Below are 23,711 nucleotides of genomic sequence, written 5' to 3' on the forward strand. Positions count from 1 at the left end.
AGGTCGCGAACGGCGCGGGTTCAGGGGTCTCGAACGGAGCCGGAGCCGGAGCGGCGAAGGACGCGGGTGCCGGACTCTCGGCCGGAGCCGAGGTCGCGAACGGCGCGGGTGCCGGACTCTCGAACGGAGCCGGAGCCGGAGCCGGAGCCGGAGCCGGAGCCGGAGCCGGAGCCGGAGCCGGAGCCGGAGCGGCGAACGGCGACGGCGCAGGGGTCTCGGCCGGGGCCGGCGTCGCGAAGGGCTTGGGCAGGCCCGTGCCCTCGGGCGGGGTGCGCGGGCTCGGCGGAGCGATCCGCATCGTCGGGGGCGAGGCCACGTCCGACGGACGGTGGGGTTCGAAGCCGCTGCCCTCGGGCAGCCCCGGCACCTGCGCGGACGGAGCCGCGCCCTGGGTGTACCAGGCCGGCGGGGTGTAGTCGATGGTGAACTCGCCCGTCAGTTCGGGCTCCGCGTCGGACTGATCGTCCGTCGGGACGTCCCACGTCCCGCCGCGCCTCTCGTTCCGATCGCCGCTCACTGGTCCTCCTGGTCTGTCGAACACTGGTCCGGCGCCCACCTCGACGCCGCGCCCGCGCTCAGCCTAATAGCGCCCCGGCACCGGTGTCCGCCCCCGTCGGCCCCGCCGACGCTCAGTCGATCCGCCGCGCCGGGCCCAAGAGGCCCGTCTCCGCGTCCGTCCCCTGGGTCATCACGAACTGCCGGTCACGCGGCGTACACCACAGCGTCACCCCGTCGCCCAGCGTCGGCAGGGATTCCACCGCTGCCCGCGGCAGGCTCATCAGGCGGCCGATCTGCTGCGCCTCGTCCGGGGACACCCGCTGCGCACCCACCAGCGACGACTGCTGGAGCAGCCGCGGCGCCGTGGGGCTCAGGTACGGCAGCAGGGTCAGCACAGACTGCCAGGGCCCGGCCACCACACGCCCGCGCGGCGGCCGCATCCCGCAGTCGCGGATCACCAGCACCGGGCTGCCCGCCGACGCGCCCTGCGGGGGCACCCGGCCCACCTCGTGCAGTGTCACGCACTGCTGCCCGCCGCCCGCGGCCTGCGCCAGCCCGGACCACACGTGCCCGCGCCCGGTCTCCACCGCCACCCGCGCGCCCGTCGCCGCCGCGCGCAGCGCCAGCACCTGCGCCGTCCACAGACCGCCGATCAGCGTCACCTCGTACGGCGTCGGCCGGTTGATGCCGAGCACCGCCGAACGCCCCTCGGCGTCCACGCCGATGACGACCCCGTCGTCCCCGACGGGCAGCGCCAGCACGTCCAGATCCGCGGCGGGCACCACGTGCCGCTCCCGCCGCGGGCCGACCAGCCCGAAACCGCCCCTCATCGCGCCCCTCCCAGCGGCAGCGAAGCCAGCAGCCCCGGTACCTGTTCACGGTCGAGCCGGACCAGCGCGGTCTTCACGCCCCGCGCCGTCCGCTCCAACTCCCGTCGGGCCGCGACCAGTTCCTCGTCGCTGCGCCCGGTCACCCGGACGTGTCCGGTCAGTGTCACGCCCTGGCGCTCCGCCGGGGCGATCGTCAGGCTGAAGTTCGTCGCCAGGGCGGGCAGCGAGGTCAGCAGCGCCACGAACTGCGGCAGCGCCGCGGCCCCCGCGCCGCCCAGCTGCGGCCAGCGGCCTATCCAGTACGTGGTGTGCCGCCGGTCGTCGCAGCGCCAGGTCCGCGGGGTCTCCTCCGTACGCCGCCCCGTGCTGGCCGACCGCCCGGCCTGAGTGATCGCCATCGGGTTCGCGCACGAGGACGTGGCCAGGGCCGCCGTGAGCTCCTGCTCGGTCAGCACGGTGGCCTTGAACCCGGCGCCGGTCAGCCGGCTGGCCAACTGGTCGGCCGCCCGCACCACGCACCGCTGGGCGCCCGGCAGTCCGCCTCCGCGCGCGGTGACCGCCTCGGGGCACAGCTCCGGGTCGAGTTTGAGCGCGATCCAGGTGAGCCGCACCGCCGGAGTACCGGTGCGGGCCTGCAGCGGCGCGTAGTTGCGCGTGGCCATCGACTGGGCGGGCAGGTGCGGGGCCGGCGCGGGCTGGGTGTGCTGCACCAGCTGCGCGGACTCCAGCCGGATGCCGTCGACTTCGAGGATGTCCCGTACGAGCCCCAGCGGCAGCGGCCGCGCGCCCCGGTCGGGCCGCAGCGCGGTGGCGTCCGTGTCGACCTGGACGACCGCGGTGAGGAAGGTGCCGTCGCCGATCATTCCGACCGGCCGACGGTCACGGTCGCTGAACGTGAGGGTGCGCAGCGCCGGATCGGCCTCGACGAGCGGGGCCAGCCCGGGCTCGGTGCCCGCGGGCACGGCCAGGGACGCGGCCCGGCGACGCCGCGCGCGCAGCGCGAGCGCACCGCCGATCCACTCGGGCAGGGAGCGCTGGTGCCTGCGTACGACCGCGAGCACCACGAGGACGACCGCGAGCACGCCGGCCGGAACCAGCAGCAGCGGTTCGACCACCCAGGCCACCAACAGGGCGGCCGCGGCCACCTGAAGCAGCACAAGCTGTTGCAATCGGAACGGACCGAAGCGGCCAGGGCTCGACTTCGGATGCGGCGTCACCCCGCCGCGTGCGGGTGCGGCCGCGCCAGTCTGCGGCTGCGTCGCGGTGGCCATCACTCGCGCACCTCCCCTTTCCGGGGCGAGACCCCATGAGTCCCGGCGCTGCGCGACAGCTGCCGCATGACCCCGGAATCTCCTCAATCCACCCCAACAAGCCCTGATTACCCCGGTCCGGAAGGCGCTGAGCGGCAACCTCACCCTACCCGGCCCCTGAGCACCCTCCGTCAAGAGGCATAGTAGGTGCCCGGTCCGACAATCGAGGCCCGGGGACCGTACTCACCGACCGGGCCGTGCGGGGAGAAGCAGACGGTCATGGCATCACGACGTGATGAGCTCAACGCGTACACCTTTGCGAAGCGGCGCACGGTGGCCGCGTTCCTCCAGCCATCCGCGACGGGGACCGAGGAGGGCGCGCCGCGCCCGCTGCGCGCGGTCGTGCCGGGGCTGATCGTCGCCGCGGTCGTGCTGGCCGGCTTCGGCGCCTGGGGCATGTTCAAGCCGACGGCCCCCAAGGGCTGGGCGGATCCCGGCACCCAGGTCATCGTCGGCAAGGACTCGACCACCCGCTACGTGGTCCTGACGACGAAGGTGAACGGCAAGGACCAGACCCGGCTGCACCCGGTGCTGAACCTCGCCTCCGCCCGACTCCTCCTGGATCCCTCGAAGTTCAAGGTCATCCAGGTCGACGACAAGGTCCTCGACAAGGGCAAGCCGCCGCGCGGGCCCATCATCGGCATCCCGTACGCCCCCGACCGGCTCCCCGCCAAGGCGGACGCGGCCAAGGCCAAGCGCTGGGCCGTCTGCCAGCAGCCGGGCGGCAACGGCCGCGGGGTGCAGACCGCCACCTTCGTCCTCGCCGACCGCGAGACGCACCTGACGGACGATCAGCGCAGGCTGACCGACACCCAGTCGCTGTACGTGCAGAGCACCGGCCCGGGCAAGGAGCGCTACCTGGTCGACGCGGCGGGCACGAAGTACAAGTTCCCGGAGGGCACTCCGGCCGCGGGCACGATGACCAACGCCCTGGTCGGCACCGGCGCCACCCCGCAGCAGGTCACCGAGCAGTGGCTGGGCACCCTCAACTCCGGCGACGACCTGTCCTTCCCGCAGCTGCCCGCCAAGGCCGGCACGAACGCCGACGTCAAGGGCCTGATCACCGCCGACAACAAGGTCGGCATGGTGCTCATGGCCCAGACGGGCTCCGGCACGCAGCACTACGTGGTCCTGCCGGGGAAGGTCGCGCCGGTCTCCGACTTCGTCGCCTGGCTGCTGATCTCGGCGCCCGCGACCGACGGCCTCAACATGCACGGCAAGGCCCGCGAGATCGACCTCCAGTCGCTCAGCCCGGACGCCACCCCGTTCGCCGGCGAGCTCAAGTGGCCGCAGAAGAAGACCGAGCGGATCAACCAGAGCGCACCGGCCGCGGGCACCCAGGCCGGCGGCCCGGGCGGCCGCGACACCGTCTGCAACGTCCTGCGCGCGGTCGACGGCCAGGGCAACCAGACCCTGAGCACCTGGGCCGGTACCGGCTTCCCCATCGACATCACCGCGAGCGGCACCAGCGCGTACGTCACCCCGGGCTCGGGGCTGCTCTACACCCAGGTCCAGGGCAAGCAGACCACGGCCGGCGGCTCCCTCTTCCTGGTCACCGACACCGGCCTGCGGTACGCCGTCCAGGCCAACGGCGACAGCGACGCCGAGCAGTCGAAGATCGGAGCCCCCGACCAGCAGGCGAAGGGCGGCGCCTCGGGGGGTGCCCCCGAGGCCAGCCAGGCGCAGATCCGGCTGGGCTACGCGGGCGTCACTCCGGCCATGGTGCCCATCGCGTGGTCGGAGTTCCTCTCCAAGGGCCCGCGCCTGGACACCAACTCGGCCCGCCAGCCGCAGGGTTCGTGAGGAAGCCGCCGATGACCCAGCTCCCGCAGCGGCGGCGCGCGGTCCGCGCCGCCGCCCTCACCCTCGCCGCGGTCGCCGCGGCCGCGCCCGCCACCCTCGCGGCCTCCGCCGACGCGGCCGCCGCGCCGCGGCCCCCGTACGCCCTGCGCCTCGACGGGGCCGGCGAGTGCACGTTCCCCATGAAGAAGCAGATCGCGGACCGTCCCTGGGCCCTCCAGCGGCTCCTCCTCGACGAGCTCTGGGCGCACACCAAGGGCAAGGACAAGAACGGCAACAGCATCCGCGTCGCGGTCATCGACACCGGCGTGGACCGGGTGAACCCGCAGCTCAGCGGCGCCCTCGACACCGGCGCCGGCAAGGACTTCATCGACCCCAAGGGCGGCGACGGCACGAACGACACCGTCGGCCACGGCACCAAGGTCGCCGGGCTGATCGCCGCCCGCCCCCAGGAGGGCACCGGCTTCGTCGGCCTGGCCCCGGACGCCACGATCATCCCCATCCGGCAGAACGACGGCCAGGGCAAGGGCAACGCCCTGTCCCTGAGCCAGGCGATCGACCACGCGGTGTCCAAGGGCGCCCAAGTGATCAACATCTCCCAGGACACCGACGTGCCGATGGCCCCGGACTCCGAGCTCGGCAAGTCGGTCCAGAAGGCCATCGACGCCAAGATTGTGGTGGTGGCCTCGGCGGGCAACGACGGCATGAGCGGCGAGAAGCGCAAGACCTACCCGGCGGCCTTCCCCGGCGTGCTCGCGGTGGCCTCCTCGGACCGCAACAACGAGCGGGCCGCGTTCTCCCAGCCCGGCGACTTCATCGGGGTGGCGGCGCCCGGCGTCGACATGGTCTCCACGGTCCCCGGCTTCGGCCAGTGCATCGACAACGGCACCAGCTTCTCCGCCCCTTACGTCGCCGGCGTGGCCGCCCTGCTGCGCGCCAAGCACGGGGACTGGACCGTCGAGCAGATCGTCTGGCAGATCCAGAACACCGCCGAACGCTCGGTCAAGGGCCGTGACGACTACGTCGGTTGGGGCATCGTCGACCCGGTGCGCGCGCTCAGCCAGGACCGAGAGGCCCCCAAGGCCCCCGTCCCGGATCCCGGCCCGCCGCCGGCGGCCGCCCCGGAGGCGGCCGAGCTCCGGCTCACCGAGACGGCACAGGAGCGGCAGGAGCGCTACGGCACGTACGCTCTGGGCATCGGCGCCGTCCTGATCGCCGTCATCGCCGGGACCGCGACCGTCGTACGGGACACACGCAACCGCCGACGCCGTTTGCAGTGAACAGTCACAGTTCATCAACGGAAGCAACCCACCGGTGTTGGGCCCGGCGGTTGAACTGGCTAGAGTGACAGCAGGCTTCACGAGTGTGATCGGGGGATCGCGTGAAGCGGAGGGGGACGCCCGGGGCGCGTGGCTCACAACCGCGCCAGGCATGTCCGCTCCGCCACGCAATCCGCCGGTTCTGCCGGCGAATTGAGAAGTGAGGAGCTTCGGATGAGCACGAACACCTTCGGACTTGCAGACGATCCGGTCGTCCAGGCGAAGACCAAGATCGAGGAGACGGCCAACGCAGTTACCAGGCAGGCCCGCGAGCTGGCCGACATCCTGGCCACCGTGAGCGCCGGCTGGACCGGTGTGGGTGCCTCGGGGTTCATGTCCGCGCAGAGCGTGGTCAATGACGACCACGACGAGATCCGCAGGCTGCTGGGCGTCCTGCACAACGCCGTGGCGCAGACCAAGAACCTGAGCAACGCCCAGGACGACGACGTGCGCGCCGCGTTCAAGGCCGTGCAGAGCGCGTCCGGCGGCGCCAACGGTTCCGGCCTCAACGGCATCTGACAGCAGCCGTTTCCGTTTCACGTTTGCCGCAGCGAGAAGGAGAAGAAGATGGCGGGTAACGACGGGCACACCCGGGTCCGGTATGAGACCGTTCAGCAGATGGCGGACCGTATCCGGGTCGTCTCCAAGAACATCATCACGGACCTGAACGAGATGGAGCAGGCCCTCAAGGTCGTCACCGACACCTGGGACGGTGAGGCGCACGGCCAGTACGTCCAGCTCCAGGCGAAGTACAAGGGCAAGGCCGACCACATGCAGAAGACGCTGGAGCAGGTCGCCCAGCTCATCGAGCGTGGCAAGGGCGACTACCGCGCCACCGACGTGAAGGCCTCGCGCCTGTTCACCGAGGCCTACTGAGCCCGGTCGCCACGTCAGTCCGTACGCGCCGAAGGGGCGCGCCCGCACCGGGCGCGCCCCTTCGGCGTCTGCTCTCTCAGGTGTCCGGCCCTCAGGCGTCCGGGGCCCTCAGGCGTCCGGTCCCTCGGGGCGGTGCCGGTCCAGGTCGAACTCGCCGTCCCGGGCCCCGAGGACGAAGGCCTCCCACTCGGCGGCCGTGTACCGCAGCACGGTGTCCCGGTCCAGTGAGGACCGCATGGCCACCGCGCCCTCGGGCAGCCGGGCGATCTCGACCCGCTCCTCGTCGGGGCTGGTCCCGGGCGGGCCCTCCCACTCCACGCCGCTGATGTCGAGTGCGTACAGCTCGTCCTTCTCCTGCTGGGTGCCCATGTGCGGCCTTTCCCCTCGGTGGCGCGGTCTTCACCGCCGATTATCGGTGCTGCGCCGCCGAGGGGAACCGGTTTCCTCACATCCCCGGCATCCGCCCCAGCTGCACCAGCGAGGTGCCCCGCCTGCGCGAGGCGAAGTAGGCCCGGCCCGGCGGCATCGGACGCGGCCGCACGTTGCCGACGAGGTCGCCCTCGGACGGGTCGCCCGACAGGACGAGGCCCTGCGCGCCCAGCTCCTTGATCCGCTGCATGAACGGCTCGTACAACGAACGCGAGGCGCCCGCCGAGTTCCGCGCGATGATGAACCGCACGCCCGTGTCCCGGGCGAAGGGCAGGAACTCCACCAGCGGAGCCAGCGGATTGCCCTGGCTCGTGGCCACCAGGTCGAAGTCGTCGATGATGATGAACACGTCCGGGCCCGTCCACCAGCTGCGGTCGCGCAGCTGCTGCGGAGTGACGTCGGTCGGCGGCTGCCGGCGCGAGAACACCCCGCCCAGAGCCTCCATGTGCATCTGCAGCGAGCTCGCCATCGGCGCGTACTCCAGCAGGTGCTCCTCGGGCAGTGCCCCGAGCAGGCTCCGCCGGTAGTCGCCCACCACCAGGCGCGCCTGGTCGGGGGTGTAGCGCTCGGCGATCTGCTGGGCGATGAGCCGCAGCAGGTTCGTCTTGCCCGACTCGCTCTCGCCGAAGACGAGGAGGAACGGGTCCGACTCGAAGTCGACGAACACCGGCTCCAGGTCGGTCTCGTCGATGCCGATCGCGATCCCGCGGCCGGGGTGCTCCCCGCCCTTGGGCAGCTGGTCGGCGTGGAGCAGCCGCGGCAGCAGCCGTACCCCGGGGGCCGCCTGCCCCTGCCAGTTCTGCTTCACGACGTCCACGAACGCCGCCGTGGCCTCCGACAGGTCAGCCGCGTCGTGCGAGCCGTCGATCCGCGGGAGCGCGCCCAGGAAGTGCAGCTTCTCCGGCACCTGGCCCCGGCCCGGCATCCCGGTGGGGACGTTCGCCGCGACCTTCCGGTCGAACTCGGAGTCCATGGTGTCGCCGAGCCGCAGCTCCAGCCGGCTGAGCATCTGGTCCTTGAGCGCCGCCCGGACCTCCATGTACCGCGCCGCGGTGATCACCACGTGGATGCCGTAGCCCAGACCGCGGGCCGCGATGTCCGTGACGATCTGGTCCAGGCCCTCGTACTCGCCGCGGAAGCCGCCCCAGCCGTCGATCAGCAGGAACACGTCGCCCCACGGCTCGCCGGGCAGCTCGCCCGCCGCGCGCCGGCGCCGGTAGGTGCCGATCGAGTCGATGTTGTTCGCCCGGAAGAACTCCTCGCGGCGGTTGAGGATGCCCCCCACCTCCGCGACGGTGCGCCGCACCCGCTCCGGGTCCAGCCGCGAGGCGATCCCGCCCACGTGCGGCAGCTCGGCGACCGCCGACAGGCTGCCACCGCCGAAGTCCAGCCCGTAGAACTGCACCTCGCGCGGGGTGTGCGTGAGCGCGAAGGACGAGATCAGCGTCCGCATCAGCGTCGACTTGCCCGACTGCGGGCCGCCGACCACCATCATGTGGCCCGCCGCACCCGAGAAGTCCCGGTACAGCACCTCGCGCCGCTGTTCGAACGGCTTGTCGATGAGGCCGAGCGGTACGACGAGCCCGCCGGGCCGCGTGTACCCGTCCGCGTGCAGCCCGCGCTCCGCGCTCGGTGCCAGCGCCGGCAGCAACTGGTCCAGCGGCGGGGCCTGGTCGAGCGGCGGCAGCCACACCTGGTGCGCCGGCACCCCCTGTCCCTCCAGCCGGCTCACGATCACGTCCAGCACCGTGTCGGCGAGCGCGTCGTCCTCCCGCGAGGACTGCGCCGCCAGGTACGCCGGGTCCGGAGCCGCGTACACCACCGGCACCGGAGCCGCCGTGAACAGCGCGGGCCGCCGCTCCACCGGGAACAGGCCCACCGACAGGTCCGGTCCGCCCGAGCGGTAGGTGCCCGAGACGTACGCCGCCTTGAAGCGGGTCATCTCGTCCGTACCGAACTTCAGATAGCCCGAACCGGGCACCGACGGCAGGTGGTAGGCGTCCGGCACACCGATCGCCGTCCGCGACTCGGCCGCCGAGAAGGTCCGCAGACCGATCCGGTACGAGAGGTACGTGTCCAGTCCGCGCAGCTTGCCCTCCTCCAGTCGCTGCGAGGCCAGCAGCAGGTGCACGCCCAGCGACCGGCCGATGCGGCCGATCTGGATGAACATGTCGATGAAGTCGGGCTTGGCCGTGAGCAGTTCGGAGAACTCGTCGATGACGAGCACCAGCGAGGCCAGCGGCTCCAGCGGAGCGCCGGCCGCACGGGCCTTCTCGTAGTCGTGGATGTTCGCGTAGTTGCCCGCCGAGCGCAGCAGCTCCTGCCGGCGCTGGAGCTCGCCGCGGATCGAGTCGCCCATGCGGTCCACGAGCGTGAGGTCGTCCGCCAGGTTGGTGATGACGGCCGCCACGTGCGGCATCTGCCCCATGCCGGTGAAGGTCGCACCGCCCTTGAAGTCGGCGAGTACGAAGTTCAGCGTCTCCGAGGTGTGCGTGACCGCCAGACCCAGCACCAGCGTGCGCAGCAGCTCCGACTTGCCGGAACCGGTCGCGCCGACGCACAGGCCGTGCGGACCCATGCCCTCCTGCGCGGCCTCCTTCAGGTCCAGCATCACCGGGGCGCCGTCCTCGCCGACACCGATCGGCACGCGCAGCCGCTCACCGGCCGACCGCGGCCGCCAGGTCCGCGCCACGTCCACCGCGGCCGCGTCGCCCAGGTTCAGCAGGTCCGTGAAGTCCAGGTTCGCCAGCAGCGGCTCGTCGTCGTCCCCGCCACCCGTGCGCAGCGGGGCCAACTGGCGGGCCAGCGCCTCCGCCGCGGGCAGCGACAGCGTGTCCGGGGTGCCCTCGTACGCGACGCCCGCGCCCGACTCCAGGCGCAGCCGGCCCGGACGCACCACGACCGACAGCCCGCCGCGCGGCTCGTCCAGCTCGCCCGCGACCACCTCGACGATCGTGACGCCCTGCAGCCCCTCGGCCGCCGCGAACACCGAGTCCGGCGGCACCATCCCGCCGTCGAGCACGACCACCAGGTGCGGCTGGTCCAGCACCGGGGACACCTCGCGGCTGAACCGCGGCCGCCCCTCCAGCCGGGAGCCCAGCAGCCCCTCCAGCTCGGCGAGGTCGTCGCCGAACAGCCGCTTCGTACCGGCGCCGTCCACCTGGCCCGGTACCTGCGTGTGCGGCAGCCACTTCGTCCAGTCCCACGAGGGCACCGCACCCGGCGCGGCCACCACGGCCACCGTCAGGTCCTCGGGGGAGTGCAGCGTCGCCAGCTGCGACACCAGCGCCCGTGCCGTACCGCGCGCCGACTCCGGCTCACCGGACACGGTCACGTGGTAGAAGGCCCGGATCGAGACCGCCATCGGCAGTCCGTCCAGCGAGGAGTGCACCTTCAGGAAGCGCTGCATCGCGCCCGCCGTCAGCGGCTCCAGCTCGTCCACCGGGGCCGTGTCCGGCGCCACCAGCGGGGTCTGCAGCCGCTGCGCGCCCAGCCCCAGCCGGGCCTGCCCGAAGTCCGCGTCGCCGACCCGCCGTTCCCACAGCCGCGAACCCTCGGCCACCACCGACCACAACTGCTCCGGGGCCGGGTGCAGGTACAGCTGCGCGTCGCGCTGCGCCCGCGCGGTCCGGCGTACCTGACGACGCGTCTGCGCGAGGTATTTGAGGTAGTCCCGGCGCACATCGGCCATTTGCCCCTGCGTACCCCGCCGTTGCCGCACCACCTGCGCGACGACCATCGCCACCGTCGACACCAGCATCAGCACACCCATGATGCGCATGAACGGCGCCGCACCCGGCATGAAGAAGAACACGGCGGAGGAGCCCATGCCGAGCATCGGCAGGAGCTGCATCAGCATGCCCTCCTGCTGCCCCCGCGGAAGCTCCGGAGGCGCCTCCAGCTTCACCTCGTCCGAAGGCACTTCGGGCGGCAGGGACCGCGGCGGGCGTTTGACGACGATCTGGCTCACCGGAGCATCAATCCCTCGAAAACGGACGGGACGTCGTAACCGGCGCCCCCAAGTCCCGGGTGTGAAGGGGGTCTCCTCCACGCGTCGGTGATCCTACTTGCCGACTGTCAGGCATAAGCCCGGTAGGGTGGCGCGCGCAGTATGCGCATCCGCGAATCGTCCGCCACCGCGGGCGTCAACAAGGGGGGTCACACAGGTGAGTACGGCCGCAACGACGGGCTTCTGCAGGGTCACCGTCGTGGCCCCGGACAGCCGGATCGACGTCGCCCTCCCCGAGGACATCGCCGTCGCCGACGTCTATCCCGAGCTGCTGCGCCTCACCGGCCAGACCCAGCCCGTCGGCGCCCCCACCGGCTTCCACCTCGTACGCCGCTCCGGCACCGTCCTCGACGGCGCCCGCACCCTGGCCGCCCAGCAGGTCCTCGACGGCGAGGTGCTCAGCCTGCGCCCCTTCGCCGAATCCCTGCCGCCCGCCGTCTTCGACGACGTCTCCGACGCCGTCGCCTCCGCCGTCGTCCGCGACCGGCACCGCTGGAGCGACGACATGCTGCGCGGCGCGGGCCTGGCCGGCGCCGCACTGCTCCTCGTCATGCTGGGCTTCGTCCTCTGGTACGCGGACCCGCTGCGCCACGACATGCACGGCCTGCCCGGCATCATCGCGGGCGCCGTCGGCGTCCTGCTCACCGCCGTCGCCGGCGTGCGCGCCCGGGTCTACCGCGACCGCGGCTCCGCCGTCGCGCTCGGCCTCAGCGCCCTCCCGCAGCTGCTGATCGCCGGCTCCGGGATCATCGCCCCCGCCGCCGGCCAGGGACCCGGCCGCCTCCAGTTCCTGCTCGGCTGCGTCTGCGTCCTCGTCGCCTCCGTCGCCCTGGTCGCGCTCACCCCCAGCGGCGACGCCCCCTTCGTCGCGGCCACCTTCGTCGCCGCCGCCGGCACCCTGGCCACGTTCACGGCCATCGCCACCGAGGCCTCCGCGACCGACACCGCCGCCGTCTGCGCACCCGTCGCCATCGGCCTCGTCGCCTTCCTGCCAGGCCTCTCCGCCCGCTTCGCCCGCCTGCCCATCGGCTACGCCGCCCCGCAGAGCGCCACCGAGGACTACGAGACCCCGGACCGCTACGAGACCGAGCCGTACGGTGACCAGTCCGGCACCGACCAGCACGACCAGGCGGCCACGCTCGACGCCGAGCAGATCGCCGCCCAGGCCCGGCGCGGCCACGAGATGCTGCTCGGCCTGGTCGGCGGCTGCGCCGCGGTCGCCGTCGGCGCCGCCGCCGTCCTCGGCTTCTCCGACAACACCTGGGGCCGCCTGCTGGCCCTCACCACCGGCCTCGCCATGCTGCTGCGCGCCCGCCTCTTCCGCTACACCTCACAGGTGGTGTGCGCCCTGGCCGCCGGCCTGGTCGCCGTCGCGCTGCTGATCCTGGGCCTGGCCCTGCACCCGCCGGCGGACCTGCTCGAAGCCCTCGTCCTCAAGAACGACCACAGCGGCCTGGACCTCCGTACGATCTGGCTGACCGCCGCCGTCGCCGCCGGCGCGGCCCTCCTCGCCGGAATTGCGCTTGTCATTCCCCGCAAGGGCCTGTCACCCTTCTGGGGAAGGCTGCTCGACCTCACCGAGGCGGCGGTCCTGCTGAGCCTGGTCCCGCTGACCCTGGCCGTGCTGGACGTCTACTCCCGGGCCCGCGCTCTCACCAGCTGAGACGCCGCGTCCCGGCAGCCTGGTACGCTGTGTGACGGCCGTTTGTGTACGCGTCCCCCGGATCCTTCGACAGGGTCTGTGGACTGCGCTCAGCGGACCCCGCCTCCCGAGTTACGGAAGCTCCCCAGAGACTCAGACCTGGGGCACTCGGTGGCTACGAAGACCTAAACGAGGAGTACGCGTGCCGCTCGACGCCGCTACGAAGAAGCAGATCATCAGCGAGTTCGGTGCCAAGGAGGGCGACACCGGCTCTCCCGAGGTCCAGGTCGCGATGCTCTCCCGCCGCATCTCGGACCTGACCGAGCACCTCAAGACGCACAAGCACGACCACCACTCCCGTCGTGGTCTGCTGATCCTGGTCGGCCAGCGTCGCCGCCTGCTGCAGTACCTGGCCAAGAAGGACATCCAGCGCTTCCGTACGCTGGTCGAGCGCCTCGGCATCCGCCGCGGTGCGGCCGGCGCCAAGTAACACGCCGTGAAGGGAGCGGTTCCCACATCCGGGGGCCGCTCCCTTTGCTGTACGTGCGGGACGGACCGGACCCTTTGTAGTCTGGAGACGACGCACGTGCGCGTCTGACAGAGACGCGCGAAGACGCGCACAACTGAAGAGGAGGAGCGCCCTCCCACGCCGCCGGTCCTCGGTAGTGGCACCCGGAAGCCCACACGGGCGACGCACCGGATGCTTCGATCGAAGACCGGCCCGCACGCCAGGAGCGCTTCTCCGCAACCGTCCACCGCCACACGGGCGGCGGACGGAGACGACGAAAATGGAGAAAACGCTAGTGGAGAACGAGACCCACTACGCCGAGGCCGTCATTGACAACGGTTCCTTCGGCACCCGCACCATCCGCTTCGAGACGGGCCGTCTGGCCCGCCAGGCCGCCGGCTCCGCCGTTGCCTACCTGGACGACGACACGATGGTGCTTTCCGCCACCACCGCGTCGAAGAAGCCCAAGGACCAGCTCGACTTCTTCCCCCTGACGGTGGACGTCGAGGAGCGCCAGTACGCGGCCGGCAAGATCCCCGGATCCTTCTTCCGCCGCGAGGGCCGCCCCTCCGAGGACGCGATCCTCACCTGCCGCCTGATCGACCGCCCGCTGCGCCCGTCCTTCAAGAAGGGCCTGCGCAACGAGATCCAGGTCGTCGCCACGATCATGGCGCTCAACCCCGACCACCTGTACGACGTCGTCGCGATCAACGCCGCGTCCGCGTCCACCCAGCTGGCCGGTCTGCCCTTCTCCGGCCCGATCGGCGGCGTCCGCGTCGCGCTGATCCGCGGCCAGTGGGTGGCCTTCCCGACGCACACCGAGCTCGAGGACGCCGTCTTCGACATGGTCGTCGCGGGCCGCGTCCTGGAGGACGGCGACGTCGCGATCATGATGGTCGAGGCCGAGGCCACCGAGAAGACCATCGCCCTCGTCAAGGGCGGCGCCCAGGCGCCGACCGAGGAGATCGTGGCCTCGGGCCTCGACGCCGCGAAGCCGTTCATCAAGGTCCTCTGCAAGGCCCAGGCCGACCTGGCCGCCAAGGCCGCGAAGCCCGAGGGTGAGTTCCCGGTCTTCCTGGACTACCAGGACGACGTGTACGAGGCCCTCGCGGCCGCCGTCAAGGGTGACCTCTCCCAGGCGCTGACCATCGCGGGCAAGCAGGACCGCGAGGCCGAGCTGGACCGCGTCAAGGAGATCGCCGCCGAGAAGCTCCTCCCGGCCTTCGAAGGCCGCGAGAAGGAGATCTCCGCCGCCTACCGCAGCCTGACCAAGGCCCTGGTGCGCGAGCGCGTCATCAAGGACAAGGTCCGCATCGACGGCCGCGGGCTCACGGACATCCGTACCCTCGCCGCCGAGGTCGAGGCCATCCCGCGCGTGCACGGCTCGGCGCTGTTCGAGCGTGGCGAGACCCAGATCCTGGGCGTCACCACCCTGAACATGCTCCGCATGGAGCAGCAGCTGGACACCCTCTCCCCGGTGACCCGCAAGCGCTACATGCACAACTACAACTTCCCGCCGTACTCCGTCGGCGAGACCGGCCGCGTGGGCTCGCCCAAGCGCCGCGAGATCGGCCACGGCGCGCTCGCCGAGCGCGCGATCCTGCCGGTCCTCCCGACCCGCGAGGAGTTCCCCTACGCGATCCGTCAGGTGTCCGAGGCCCTCGGCTCCAACGGTTCGACGTCGATGGGCTCGGTCTGCGCCTCCACCATGTCGCTGCTGAACGCCGGTGTGCCCCTCAAGGCCCCCGTCGCCGGTATCGCCATGGGTCTGATCTCCCAGGAGATCGACGGCAAGACGCACTACGTCGCCCTCACCGACATCCTCGGCGCGGAGGACGCCTTCGGCGACATGGACTTCAAGGTCGCCGGCACCAAGGAGTTCGTGACCGCCCTCCAGCTGGACACCAAGCTGGACGGCATCCCGGCCTCCGTCCTGGCCGCGGCCCTCAAGCAGGCCCGCGACGCCCGCCTCCACATCCTCGACGTGATGATGGAAGCGATCGACACGCCGGACGCGATGTCCCCGTTCGCCCCCCGGATCATCACCGTCAAGATCCCGGTGGACAAGATCGGTGAGGTCATCGGCCCCAAGGGCAAGATGATCAACCAGATCCAGGAGGACACCGGCGCCGAGATCACGATCGAGGACGACGGCACCATCTACATCGGTGCCTCCGACGGCCCGGCCGCCGAGGCCGCCCGCGCCACGATCAACGCGATCGCCAACCCGACCATGCCGGAGGTCGGCGAGCGCTACCTGGGTACGGTCGTCAAGACCACCACCTTCGGTGCCTTCGTCTCCCTGATGCCCGGCAAGGACGGCCTGCTGCACATCTCGCAGATCCGCAAGCTCGCCGGTGGCAAGCGCGTGGAGAACGTCGAGGACGTGCTCGCGGTCGGCACCAAGGTCCAGGTGGAGATCGCCGAGATCGACCAGCGCGGCAAGCTCTCCCTGATCCCCGTGATCGACGGCGAAGCTGCCGGCGACGACGCTGACAAGGACGACTCCGACAAGTGATGTCGCGTAGTTCCCGTGTGACGGCCCGCCCCTCTTCGGAGGGGCGGGCCGTCGCCCGTACCCAAACCCTCCTCAAGGGGCAGAACGGCATCGGCACCGTCCGGCGCACGGTCCTCCCCGGCGGACTGCGCATCGTCACCGAGACGCTGCCCTCCGTCCGCTCCGCCACCTTCGGCATCTGGGCGCACGTCGGCTCCCGTGACGAGACGCCCACGCTGAACGGCGCCACGCACTACCTGGAGCACCTCCTCTTCAAGGGCACGCACAAGCGCAGCGCCCTCGACATCTCCTCCGCGATCGACGCGGTCGGCGGCGAGATGAACGCCTTCACGGCGAAGGAGTACACCTGCTACTACGCCCGGGTGCTCGACACCGACCTGCCGCTGGCCATCGACGTGGTCTGCGACATGCTCACCGGCTCGCTGATCCGCGAGGAGGACGTCGACGCCGAGCGCGGGGTCATCCTCGAAGAGATCGCGATGACCGAGGACGACCCGGGCGACATGGTCCACGACCTGTTCGCGCAGACCATGTACGGCGACACCCCGCTGGGCCGTCCCGTCCTGGGCACCGTCGAGACGATCAACGCCCTGGGCGCCGACCGGATCCGCCGCTTCTACAAGAAGCACTACGACCCGACCCACCTCGTCGTCGCGGCCGCCGGCAACGTCGACCACAACAAGGTCGTACGCCAGGTCCGCGCCGCCTTCGAGAAGGCCGGCGCGCTGACCCGCTCCGACGCCGAGCCGATCGGTCCGCGCTCCGGCACCAAGCGCATCCGCACCTCCGGCCGCGTCGACCTCGTCAACCGCAAGACCGAGCAGGCCCACGTGGTCCTCGGCATGCCCGGCCTCGCCCGCACCGACGAGCGCCGCTGGGCCCTGGGCGTGCTGAACACCGCTCTCGGCGGCGGCATGTCCTCCCGCCTCTTCCAGGAGGTCCGGGAGAAGCGCGGCCTCGCCTACAGCGTGTACTCGTACACCTCGGGCTTCGCCGACACAGGCCTCTTCGGCGTGTACGCCGGCTGCCGCCCCAACCAGGTCCACGACGTGCTCCGGATCTGCCGGGACGAACTCGACAAGGTCGCCTCCGACGGGCTGAGCGACGACGAGATCAAGCGGGCCATCGGCCAGCTCTCCGGCTCCACCGTCCTCGGCCTGGAGGACACCGGCGCGATCATGAACCGCATCGGCAAGAGCGAGCTGTGCTGGGGCGACCAGATGTCGGTCGACGACATGCTGGCCCGGATCGCCTCCGTGACCCCGGACGACGTCCGCTCGGTCGCGCGGGATGTGCTGGCCCAGCGGCCCTCGCTCGCGGTGGTCGGCCCGCTGAAGGAGAAGCAGGCGGCCCGGCTCGACGAGGCCGTCGCCTAGTTCCGTACGCACGTAAGTCCGTGATCATTTAAGGACGGAAAATGAGCAAGCTGCGCGTGGCAGTCCTCGGCGCCCAGGGCCGCATCGGGTCCGAGGCGGTCAAGGCGGTCGAGGCCGCCGACGACATGGAGCTGGTGGCGGCCCTCGGCCGCGGCGACAAGCTGGAGACTCTGGCCGAGGCCGGCGCCCAGGTCGCGGTCGAGCTGACCACCCCCGATTCGGTCATGGGGAACCTGGACTTCCTCATCCGTCACGGCATCCACGGAGTGGTCGGCACCACCGGCTGGACCGAGGACCGCCTCGCCCAGCTGGACACCTGGCTCGCCGGCTCCCCGGAGACCGGTGTGCTCATCGCCCCGAACTTCTCCATCGGCGCCGTCCTGACGATGAAGTTCGCCGCCCAGGCCGCCCGCTACTTCGAGTCCGTCGAGGTCGTCGAGCTGCACCACCCCAACAAGGTCGACGCCCCCTCGGGCACCGCGACCCGTACGGCGCAGCTCATCGCGGCCGCCCGCGCCGAGGCCGGCTGCGCCCCGCAGCCCGACGCCACCGCGACCGCCCTCGACGGCGCGCGCGGCGCGGACGTCGACGGCGTCCCGGTGCACGCCGTCCGCCTGCGCGGCCTGCTGGCTCACCAGGAGGTGCTCCTCGGCGCCGAGGGCGAGACCCTGACCATCCGTCACGATTCCCTGCACCACAGCAGCTTCATGTCGGGCATCCTGCTCGGGGTGCGCCGCGTCGTGCAGACCCCGGGCCTCACCTTCGGCCTGGAACACTTCCTCGACCTGGGCTGACCGACCATCATGCGCGCGAAGATCACGTACTTCCTCACGGCCGCCGTCCTGGTCGTCTACTTCGTCCTGGCCGGCAGCCGGGGCCTGATGCTGATCCGGCACGGCACCTGGGTCACCGTCACCTTCGGAGTGGCCGTGCTGATCCTGCCGGTCATCGGCGTCTGGTTCCTCTGGAAGAACACCCGGTTCGTCACCAAGGCCAACCAGCTCGCGACCGAGCTGGAGGGCGAGGGCGGCCTGCCCGTCGACGAGCTGGAGCGGGATCAGTACGGCCGGATCCTGCGGGACTCGGCCGACGAGGTCTTCGCGCGCCGCAAGGCCGAGACCGAGGACGCGCCGGGGGACTGGCGCAGCTGGTTCCGGCTCGCCGTCGCCTACCACGACGCCCGGGACACCCCACGGGCGCGCAAGGCCATGCAGCGGGCGATCGCCCTGCACGACGGGAAGCCCGTACAGGTCTGATACCTGTACGGGCTCCCCGTGCGCGCCCGGCGCCGGATCAGGCGGACACGGGCCGGTACTCGTCCGCCCAGGCCCCGACCGTGTCGGCGGCCCGGTCGAAGGCCTCGGCCCGTGACAGGAAATCGGCGTTGTGGTCGGTCAGCAGCACCGGCAGCTCGGCGCCGTCGCGCGCGGCCACCGTCAGCGCCTGCCCCTGTACGGTCCTCGGCAGACCGAGCCAGCGCACCGGCTGCTGCACCGTACGGAGCTCGGCGATCTCGCTCCACGCGATCGAGCGGGTCCCGAAGAACCCGACCCGGCGCAGCCCCGTACGGCTCACCCAGACGCCGGCGCGCAGCAGTTGTACCGCCGACCCGACGACACAGAGCGCGGCGACGAGGCAGACCGACGCCCCGCCCCAGGTGCCCGCGAACGCAATGATCATCGTGGCCAGCAGCATGAAGGCGGACAGCAGGAGCAGCACCGCGGAGATGGCCACCCGCCAGGGACCCGGCCGGTAGGGGCGCCGCCAGCGGTCGTGGTCGTCATGGGCGAGCGCCTCGTCGCCGTCGTCATCCGCCTCGGACACACCGTCGGCCGTCAGGAAGGGCAGGGGCACGGCTGGACCTCACTCACATGCACGTTCGGTTGGGCTGTGACCGTGAGGCTACCGCCCCTCGGAGGCCTCCGACTGCTGCGACTTCGCCGGCGCCTTGCTCGGCTGCAGCGCGGGCATACCGAAGAGCAGCGAGCCGGCCAGCCCCGCCACCACGGTCAGCCCGACCAGACTACGGGCGGCGAGCTGAGTCCTGCTCAGACTCTCGCGCGGCGGCGGAGTGACGTTGCTGCGGAAACGGTCGGCCTCGGCGACGAAGGCGAACGGGACGGGTTCCCGTCGGCGGAACATGGGAGCCACTCTCCTCACGATCGGTGTGCGTTCTCTTACGTAGGACGTCCGAGAGGCCCAATCGGTGCCGGATTTGGGCACATTAACGAAAATTCATGGCGCCGCGGCCCGCAGGCGGCGACGTAGAGTGGGCGCGCCCCAGGACGCACGTTTGGAAGGACCCCCGGTGAGCGAGACCGCCGCTTCAGATCTGAAACCCAGCTTCCGCAGTGACGTGACGGTGGAGCTGGTGAAGCACTCCGCCGCCGACTCCGACGTGCTGTGGGCCGCCCGTGTCTCGACGGCGGGCGAGCAGTCCCTGGAGGAGCTGCAGAAGGACCCGGAGCGTTCCAAGGGCCTGATCAACTACCTCATGCGGGACCGCCACGGCAGCCCGTTCGAGCACAACTCGATGACCTTCTTCATCAGCGCCCCGATCTTCGTGTTCCGCGAGTTCATGCGCCACCGCGTCGGCTGGTCCTACAACGAGGAATCCGGTCGCTACAGGGAGCTGGAGCCGGTCTTCTACGTCCCGGACGCCGAGCGCAAGCTCGTCCAGGAGGGCCGCCCGGGCAAGTACGTCTTCGTCGAGGGCACCGAGGCGCAGCAGGAGCTGACCGGCCGCGTCATGGAGGACTCCTACGTGCAGGCCTACGAGGCCTACCGGGAGATGCTCGCCGCGGGCGTGGCCCGGGAGGTTGCCCGTTCGGTCCTGCCGGTCGGACTTTTCTCCTCGATGTACGCCACCTGCAACGCGCGCTCGCTCATGCACTTCCTGGGCCTGCGCACGCAGCACGAGCTCGCGGCCGTTCCGTCCTTCCCGCAGCGGGAGATCGAGATGGTCGGCGAGAAGATGGAGCAGCACTGGGCGAAGCTCATGCCGCTCACGTACGCGGCCTTCAACGGCAACGGCCGCGTTGCCCCGTAAGCTCCTTTTACATGCAGGACGCACAGGTGTGCGGAGTCAAGTCCTAAGTGTCCGTATTGCGACGTTTCGTAAAGTTCATCTAGGCTGATCAAACGGACCCGGCACTGCTTGAACCCCCGAGCAGGCAGTGCCGGAGTCCAACACCGTGTTGACGTCCCCCGAGGGGACACCGCGAGCATGGCAGCGAGTAGCGTGTTACCCATGGCTCCGATCTCGACTCCGCAGACCCCCTTCGGGCGGGTCCTCACCGCCATGATCACGCCGTTCACGGCGGATGGCTCTCTCGACCTCGACGGCGCGCAGCGGCTCGCCGTCCACCTGGTGGACGCAGGCAACGACGGCCTGATCATCAACGGCACCACCGGTGAGTCGCCGACCACCACCGACGCGGAGAAAAACGACCTCGTACGAGCCGTCCTCGAAGCCGTCGGAGACCGCGCCCACGTGGTCGCCGGCATCGGCACCAACGACACCCGCCACACCCTGGAGCTCGCCCGCCAGGCCGAGCGCACCGGCGCCCACGGACTGCTCGCGGTGACGCCGTACTACAGCAAGCCGCCGCAGGAAGGCCTCTACCGGCACTTCACGGCGATCGCCGACGCGACCGGGCTGCCGGTCATGCTCTACGACATCCCCGGCCGCAGTGGTGTCCCGATCGACACCGAAACTCTGGTCCGGCTGGCCGAGCACCCCCGTATCGTTGCCAACAAGGACGCCAAGGGCGACCTCGGCCGCGCCAGCTGGGCCATCGCACAGAGCGGCCTGGCCTGGTACTCCGGCGACGACATGCTGAACCTGCCGCTCCTGTCCGTCGGCGCGGTCGGCTTCGTCTCCGTCGTTGCCCACGTGGTCACCCCGGAGCTGCGCGCGATGCTCGAGGCCCACCTGGGCGGAGACGTCCAGAAGGCGACCGAGATCCACCAGAAGCTGCTCCCCATCTTCACCGGCATGTTCCGCACCCAGGGCGTGATGACGACCAAGGGCGCGCTGAACCTGCAGGGCCTGCCCGCGGGCCCGCTGCGGCTGCCGCTGATCGAGCTGACCGCCGAAGAGACGGCGCAGCTCAAGCTCGATCTCGCCGCCGGCGGGGTACAGCTCTGACAACAGACTTCACAACTGAACAAGCACGACCGAAACAGACAACAGCAAGAGCACGAATGTCATACACGCCACGTGCCTTCCGAGGTACGTGGCGTGTGTGGTGAGGAGACACTTTTGAGCCATCCGCATCCTGAACTCGGTCCGCCGCCGAAGCTGCCCAAGGGCGGCCTGCGGGTCACCCCTCTGGGTGGCCTCGGCGAGATCGGCCGCAACATGACCGTCTTCGAGTTCGACGGCCGCCTGCTGATCGTCGACTGCGGCGTCCTCTTCCCCGAGGAGGAGCAGCCGGGCATCGACCTGATCCTGCCGGACTTCACGTCCATCAGGGATCGCCTCGACGACATCGACGGCATCGTGCTCACGCACGGTCACGAGGACCACATCGGCGCCGTCCCCTACCTCCTCCGGGAGAAGCCGGACATCCCGCTGATCGGCTCCAAGCTGACGCTGGCCCTCATCGAGGCGAAGCTCCAGGAGCACCGCATCCGCCCCTACACCCTTGAGGTGAAGGAAGGCGAGCGCGAGAACCTCGGCCCCTTCGACTGCGAGTTCATCGCCGTCAACCACTCCATCCCCGACGCCCTGGCCGTCGCGATCCGGACCCCCGCGGGCCTGGTCGTCGCCACCGGCGACTTCAAGATGGACCAGCTCCCGCTGGACAAGCGCCTCACCGACCTGCACGCATTCGCGCGTCTGAGCGAAGAGGGCATCGACCTCCTCCTCTCCGACTCGACGAACGCCGAGGTCCCGGGCTTCGTCCCGCCCGAGCGCGAGATCTCCAACGTCCTGCGCACGGTCTTCGCGAACGCCCACAACCGGATCATCGTGGCCAGCTTCGCCAGCCACGTGCACCGGATCCAGCAGATCCTCGACGCCGCCCACGAGTACGGCCGCAGGGTCGCCTTCGTCGGCCGCTCGATGGTCCGCAACATGGGCATCGCCCGTGACCTGGGCTACCTGAAGGTCCCGCCGGGTCTCGTCGTGGACGTCAAGACCCTCGACGACCTGCCGGCCCACGAGGTCGTCCTCGTCTGTACGGGGTCCCAGGGCGAGCCGATGGCGGCCCTGTCCCGCATGGCCAACCGCGACCACCAGATCCGGATCGTCCCCGGCGACACCGTGATCCTGGCGTCGTCCCTGATCCCGGGCAACGAGAACGCGGTCTACCGCGTGATCAACGGCCTGACCCGCTGGGGCGCCAACGTCGTGCACAAGGGCAACGCCAAGGTGCACGTCTCCGGTCACGCCTCCGCGGGCGAGCTGCTGTACTTCTACAACATCTGCAAGCCGCGGAACCTGATGCCGGTCCACGGCGAATGGCGCCACCTGCGCGCCAACGCCGAGCTCGGTGCCCTGACGGGCGTCCCGAAGGACCGCATCGTCATCGCCGAGGACGGCGTGGTCGTCGACCTGATCGACGGCAAGGCCCGCATCTCCGGCAAGGTCCAGGCCGGCTACGTGTACGTGGACGGCCTCTCGGTCGGCGACGTCACCGAGGTCCACCTGAAGGACCGCCGGATCCTCGGCGACGAGGGCATCATCTCGGTCTACGTCGTGGTGGACAGCACCACGGGCAAGGTGGTCAGCGGCCCGAACATCCAGGCCCGCGGCTCCGGCATCGACGACGGGGCCTTCGGCCCGGTCATCGCGAAGATCGAGGAAGCCATCGCCCGCGCCGCCGCCGACGGTGTGGCCGAGCCGCACCAGATCCAGCAGCTCATCCGCCGCACGATGGGCAAGTGGGTGTCGGACAGCTACCGCCGCCGCCCGATGATCCTCCCCGTCGTCGTCGAGGTCTGACCCTCGCCGTAGCGACGTCACCGGAGCGGGGCAACCGGATTTGCATCCGGAGGCCCCGCTCCAGTACGTTTACGTCTCCACCTCGCACAACTCCCGGGCACACACGTGTGTCCGGATCAGTCATGCGGGGGTCCCCCGGACGAAGTCTGGGGAGAGGGTGGGATTCAGACCCAGGGAGACCTGATAAAGTCTGATCCGCCCGAAAGGGAAAGGCCCTCCGAAGGCCATCGGAATTCCAATCCAAACCGGAAACGGCACGGAAACGAATCTGATAGAGTCGGAATCGCCGGAAAGGGAAAGCGTGAAAGCGCAGGACCTGGAAAGCACCGAGGAAGTCGGGCCCGAAAGAGTCTGATAGAGTCGGAAACGCAAGAACAGAACGAAAGCCCGGAGGAAAGCCCGAGAGGGTGAGTACAAAGGAAGCGTCCGTTCCTTGAGAACTCAACAGCGTGCCAAAAATCAACGCCAGAAGTTGATACCCCGTCCACTTCGGTGGATGAGGTTCCTTTGAAAAAGACCTGTGAGGCTTCCTCGTGAAGTGCTTGCAGGCGATTACACAGCGAGGACGTTGTGGCGCGTCGGTCTTATTCCGACATGACGTGCCCGCTCTAAGTGATGTGTGCACCCGATTACGGGTAAACATTCA

Annotated in this window: 20 protein-coding genes; 13 read left to right on the forward strand and 7 right to left on the reverse strand. The window is 70.6% G+C overall.

Going from position 1 to position 23,711, the window contains the following annotated elements:
• The 3 genes from ACGFYQ_RS07345 to eccE all read right to left on the reverse strand — a co-directional run.
• On the reverse strand, nt 1-517 hold a 517-nt coding region (locus ACGFYQ_RS07345; protein WP_393740841.1), incomplete at its 3' end, for an SCO5717 family growth-regulating ATPase.
• A 112-nt stretch (nt 518-629) separates the two neighbouring features.
• On the reverse strand, nt 630-1,328 hold the full coding sequence (locus ACGFYQ_RS07350) for a hypothetical protein (RefSeq protein WP_393740843.1): 699 nt from the start codon (nt 1,326-1,328) through the stop codon (nt 630-632).
• Nucleotides 1,325-2,599, reverse strand: coding sequence for a type VII secretion protein EccE (gene eccE, locus ACGFYQ_RS07355; RefSeq protein ID WP_393740845.1), 1,275 nt, complete (start codon nt 2,597-2,599; stop codon nt 1,325-1,327). The genes ACGFYQ_RS07350 and eccE overlap by 4 nt, the downstream gene beginning before the upstream one ends.
• Before the next feature lie 258 nt (nt 2,600-2,857).
• On the opposite strand from eccE, the gene eccB reads away from it, so the two are divergent.
• From eccB to ACGFYQ_RS07375, 4 genes are all read left to right on the forward strand, one after another.
• The gene (eccB, locus tag ACGFYQ_RS07360) at nt 2,858-4,441 is read left to right on the forward strand and encodes a type VII secretion protein EccB (RefSeq protein WP_393740847.1); all 1,584 of its coding nucleotides are present in this window, start codon (nt 2,858-2,860) and stop codon (nt 4,439-4,441) included.
• Between the two features lie 11 nt (nt 4,442-4,452).
• Nucleotides 4,453-5,718 (forward strand): type VII secretion-associated serine protease mycosin, encoded by a 1,266-nt coding sequence (gene mycP, locus ACGFYQ_RS07365; RefSeq protein ID WP_393740849.1) that lies wholly within the window; start codon nt 4,453-4,455, stop codon nt 5,716-5,718.
• Nucleotides 5,719-5,931: 213 nt separating this feature from the next.
• On the forward strand, nt 5,932-6,276 hold the full coding sequence (locus tag ACGFYQ_RS07370; protein WP_393740851.1) for a hypothetical protein: 345 nt from the start codon (nt 5,932-5,934) through the stop codon (nt 6,274-6,276).
• 48 nt (nt 6,277-6,324) lie between these two features.
• Nucleotides 6,325-6,633 carry a WXG100 family type VII secretion target gene (locus ACGFYQ_RS07375; RefSeq protein ID WP_393740853.1) on the forward strand — a complete coding sequence of 103 codons (309 nt, stop codon included), beginning with the start codon at nt 6,325-6,327 and terminating at the stop codon, nt 6,631-6,633.
• Nucleotides 6,634-6,741: 108 nt separating this feature from the next.
• Here ACGFYQ_RS07375 and ACGFYQ_RS07380 read toward each other — a convergent pair whose 3' ends face one another.
• Both ACGFYQ_RS07380 and eccCa read right to left on the reverse strand, forming a co-directional pair.
• Nucleotides 6,742-7,002: a DUF397 domain-containing protein gene (locus ACGFYQ_RS07380; protein ID WP_362394315.1), complete on the reverse strand. Its 261-nt coding sequence runs from the start codon at nt 7,000-7,002 to the stop codon at nt 6,742-6,744.
• A 76-nt stretch (nt 7,003-7,078) separates the two neighbouring features.
• Nucleotides 7,079-11,032: a type VII secretion protein EccCa gene (gene eccCa / locus ACGFYQ_RS07385; protein ID WP_393740855.1), complete on the reverse strand. Its 3,954-nt coding sequence runs from the start codon at nt 11,030-11,032 to the stop codon at nt 7,079-7,081.
• 196 nt (nt 11,033-11,228) lie between these two features.
• Here eccCa and eccD point away from each other — a divergent pair, with 196 nt between their 5' ends.
• The 6 genes from eccD (at nt 11,229) to ACGFYQ_RS07415 (ending at nt 18,371) form a co-directional block, all read left to right on the forward strand.
• Complete coding sequence (eccD, locus tag ACGFYQ_RS07390) at nt 11,229-12,734, forward strand: type VII secretion integral membrane protein EccD (protein WP_393740857.1); 1,506 nt, start codon at nt 11,229-11,231, stop codon at nt 12,732-12,734.
• 181 nt (nt 12,735-12,915) lie between these two features.
• A complete protein-coding gene (gene rpsO / locus ACGFYQ_RS07395) occupies nt 12,916-13,203 on the forward strand; it encodes a 30S ribosomal protein S15 (protein WP_031143997.1) in 288 nt (95 codons plus the stop codon).
• Between the two features lie 313 nt (nt 13,204-13,516).
• Nucleotides 13,517-15,739 (forward strand): polyribonucleotide nucleotidyltransferase, encoded by a 2,223-nt coding sequence (locus ACGFYQ_RS07400; protein ID WP_393740950.1) that lies wholly within the window; start codon nt 13,517-13,519, stop codon nt 15,737-15,739.
• Nucleotides 15,736-17,115: a M16 family metallopeptidase gene (locus ACGFYQ_RS07405; RefSeq protein WP_393740860.1), complete on the forward strand. Its 1,380-nt coding sequence runs from the start codon at nt 15,736-15,738 to the stop codon at nt 17,113-17,115. The genes ACGFYQ_RS07400 and ACGFYQ_RS07405 overlap by 4 nt, the downstream gene beginning before the upstream one ends.
• Before the next feature lie 41 nt (nt 17,116-17,156).
• Nucleotides 17,157-17,909, forward strand: a complete 753-nt coding sequence (gene dapB / locus ACGFYQ_RS07410) for a 4-hydroxy-tetrahydrodipicolinate reductase (protein WP_393740862.1) — start codon at nt 17,157-17,159, stop codon at nt 17,907-17,909.
• Between the two features lie 9 nt (nt 17,910-17,918).
• Nucleotides 17,919-18,371, forward strand: coding sequence for a hypothetical protein (locus ACGFYQ_RS07415; protein WP_393740864.1), 453 nt, complete (start codon nt 17,919-17,921; stop codon nt 18,369-18,371).
• Between the two features lie 37 nt (nt 18,372-18,408).
• Here ACGFYQ_RS07415 and ACGFYQ_RS07420 read toward each other — a convergent pair whose 3' ends face one another.
• Nucleotides 18,409-18,969 (reverse strand): PH domain-containing protein, encoded by a 561-nt coding sequence (locus ACGFYQ_RS07420; RefSeq protein WP_393740866.1) that lies wholly within the window; start codon nt 18,967-18,969, stop codon nt 18,409-18,411.
• 48 nt (nt 18,970-19,017) lie between these two features.
• Nucleotides 19,018-19,257 (reverse strand): hypothetical protein, encoded by a 240-nt coding sequence (locus ACGFYQ_RS07425; RefSeq protein WP_362394332.1) that lies wholly within the window; start codon nt 19,255-19,257, stop codon nt 19,018-19,020.
• Between the two features lie 166 nt (nt 19,258-19,423).
• Here ACGFYQ_RS07425 and thyX point away from each other — a divergent pair, with 166 nt between their 5' ends.
• The 3 genes from thyX (at nt 19,424) to ACGFYQ_RS07440 (ending at nt 23,065) form a co-directional block, all read left to right on the forward strand.
• Nucleotides 19,424-20,164 carry an FAD-dependent thymidylate synthase gene (gene thyX / locus ACGFYQ_RS07430; RefSeq protein ID WP_328927963.1) on the forward strand — a complete coding sequence of 247 codons (741 nt, stop codon included), beginning with the start codon at nt 19,424-19,426 and terminating at the stop codon, nt 20,162-20,164.
• A 201-nt stretch (nt 20,165-20,365) separates the two neighbouring features.
• A complete protein-coding gene (dapA, locus tag ACGFYQ_RS07435; RefSeq protein WP_393740869.1) occupies nt 20,366-21,265 on the forward strand; it encodes a 4-hydroxy-tetrahydrodipicolinate synthase in 900 nt (299 codons plus the stop codon).
• Nucleotides 21,266-21,379: 114 nt separating this feature from the next.
• Nucleotides 21,380-23,065: a ribonuclease J gene (locus ACGFYQ_RS07440; protein WP_393740871.1), complete on the forward strand. Its 1,686-nt coding sequence runs from the start codon at nt 21,380-21,382 to the stop codon at nt 23,063-23,065.
• The last annotated feature ends 646 nt before the right edge of the window (nt 23,066-23,711 follow it).

Origin of the sequence: Streptomyces sp. NPDC048258 (assembly GCF_043201995.1) — a bacterium.
GTDB lineage: Bacteria > Actinomycetota > Actinomycetes > Streptomycetales > Streptomycetaceae > Streptomyces.

Excerpts from the sequence above, each read along its gene's own strand:
- ACGFYQ_RS07350 (WP_393740843.1), bottom strand. The coding sequence starts at position 1,328 with ATGAGGGGCGGTTTCGGGCTGGTCGGCCCGCGGCGGGAGCGGCACGTG.
- eccE (WP_393740845.1), bottom strand. The coding sequence starts at position 2,599 with ATGGCCACCGCGACGCAGCCGCAGACTGGCGCGGCCGCACCCGCACGC.
- eccB (WP_393740847.1), top strand. The coding sequence starts at position 2,858 with ATGGCATCACGACGTGATGAGCTCAACGCGTACACCTTTGCGAAGCGG.
- mycP (WP_393740849.1), top strand. The coding sequence starts at position 4,453 with ATGACCCAGCTCCCGCAGCGGCGGCGCGCGGTCCGCGCCGCCGCCCTC.
- ACGFYQ_RS07370 (WP_393740851.1), top strand. The coding sequence starts at position 5,932 with ATGAGCACGAACACCTTCGGACTTGCAGACGATCCGGTCGTCCAGGCG.
- ACGFYQ_RS07375 (WP_393740853.1), top strand. The coding sequence starts at position 6,325 with ATGGCGGGTAACGACGGGCACACCCGGGTCCGGTATGAGACCGTTCAG.
- ACGFYQ_RS07380 (WP_362394315.1), bottom strand. The coding sequence starts at position 7,002 with ATGGGCACCCAGCAGGAGAAGGACGAGCTGTACGCACTCGACATCAGC.
- dapB (WP_393740862.1), top strand. The coding sequence starts at position 17,157 with ATGAGCAAGCTGCGCGTGGCAGTCCTCGGCGCCCAGGGCCGCATCGGG.
- ACGFYQ_RS07415 (WP_393740864.1), top strand. The coding sequence starts at position 17,919 with ATGCGCGCGAAGATCACGTACTTCCTCACGGCCGCCGTCCTGGTCGTC.
- ACGFYQ_RS07425 (WP_362394332.1), bottom strand. The coding sequence starts at position 19,257 with ATGTTCCGCCGACGGGAACCCGTCCCGTTCGCCTTCGTCGCCGAGGCC.
- dapA (WP_393740869.1), top strand. The coding sequence starts at position 20,366 with ATGGCTCCGATCTCGACTCCGCAGACCCCCTTCGGGCGGGTCCTCACC.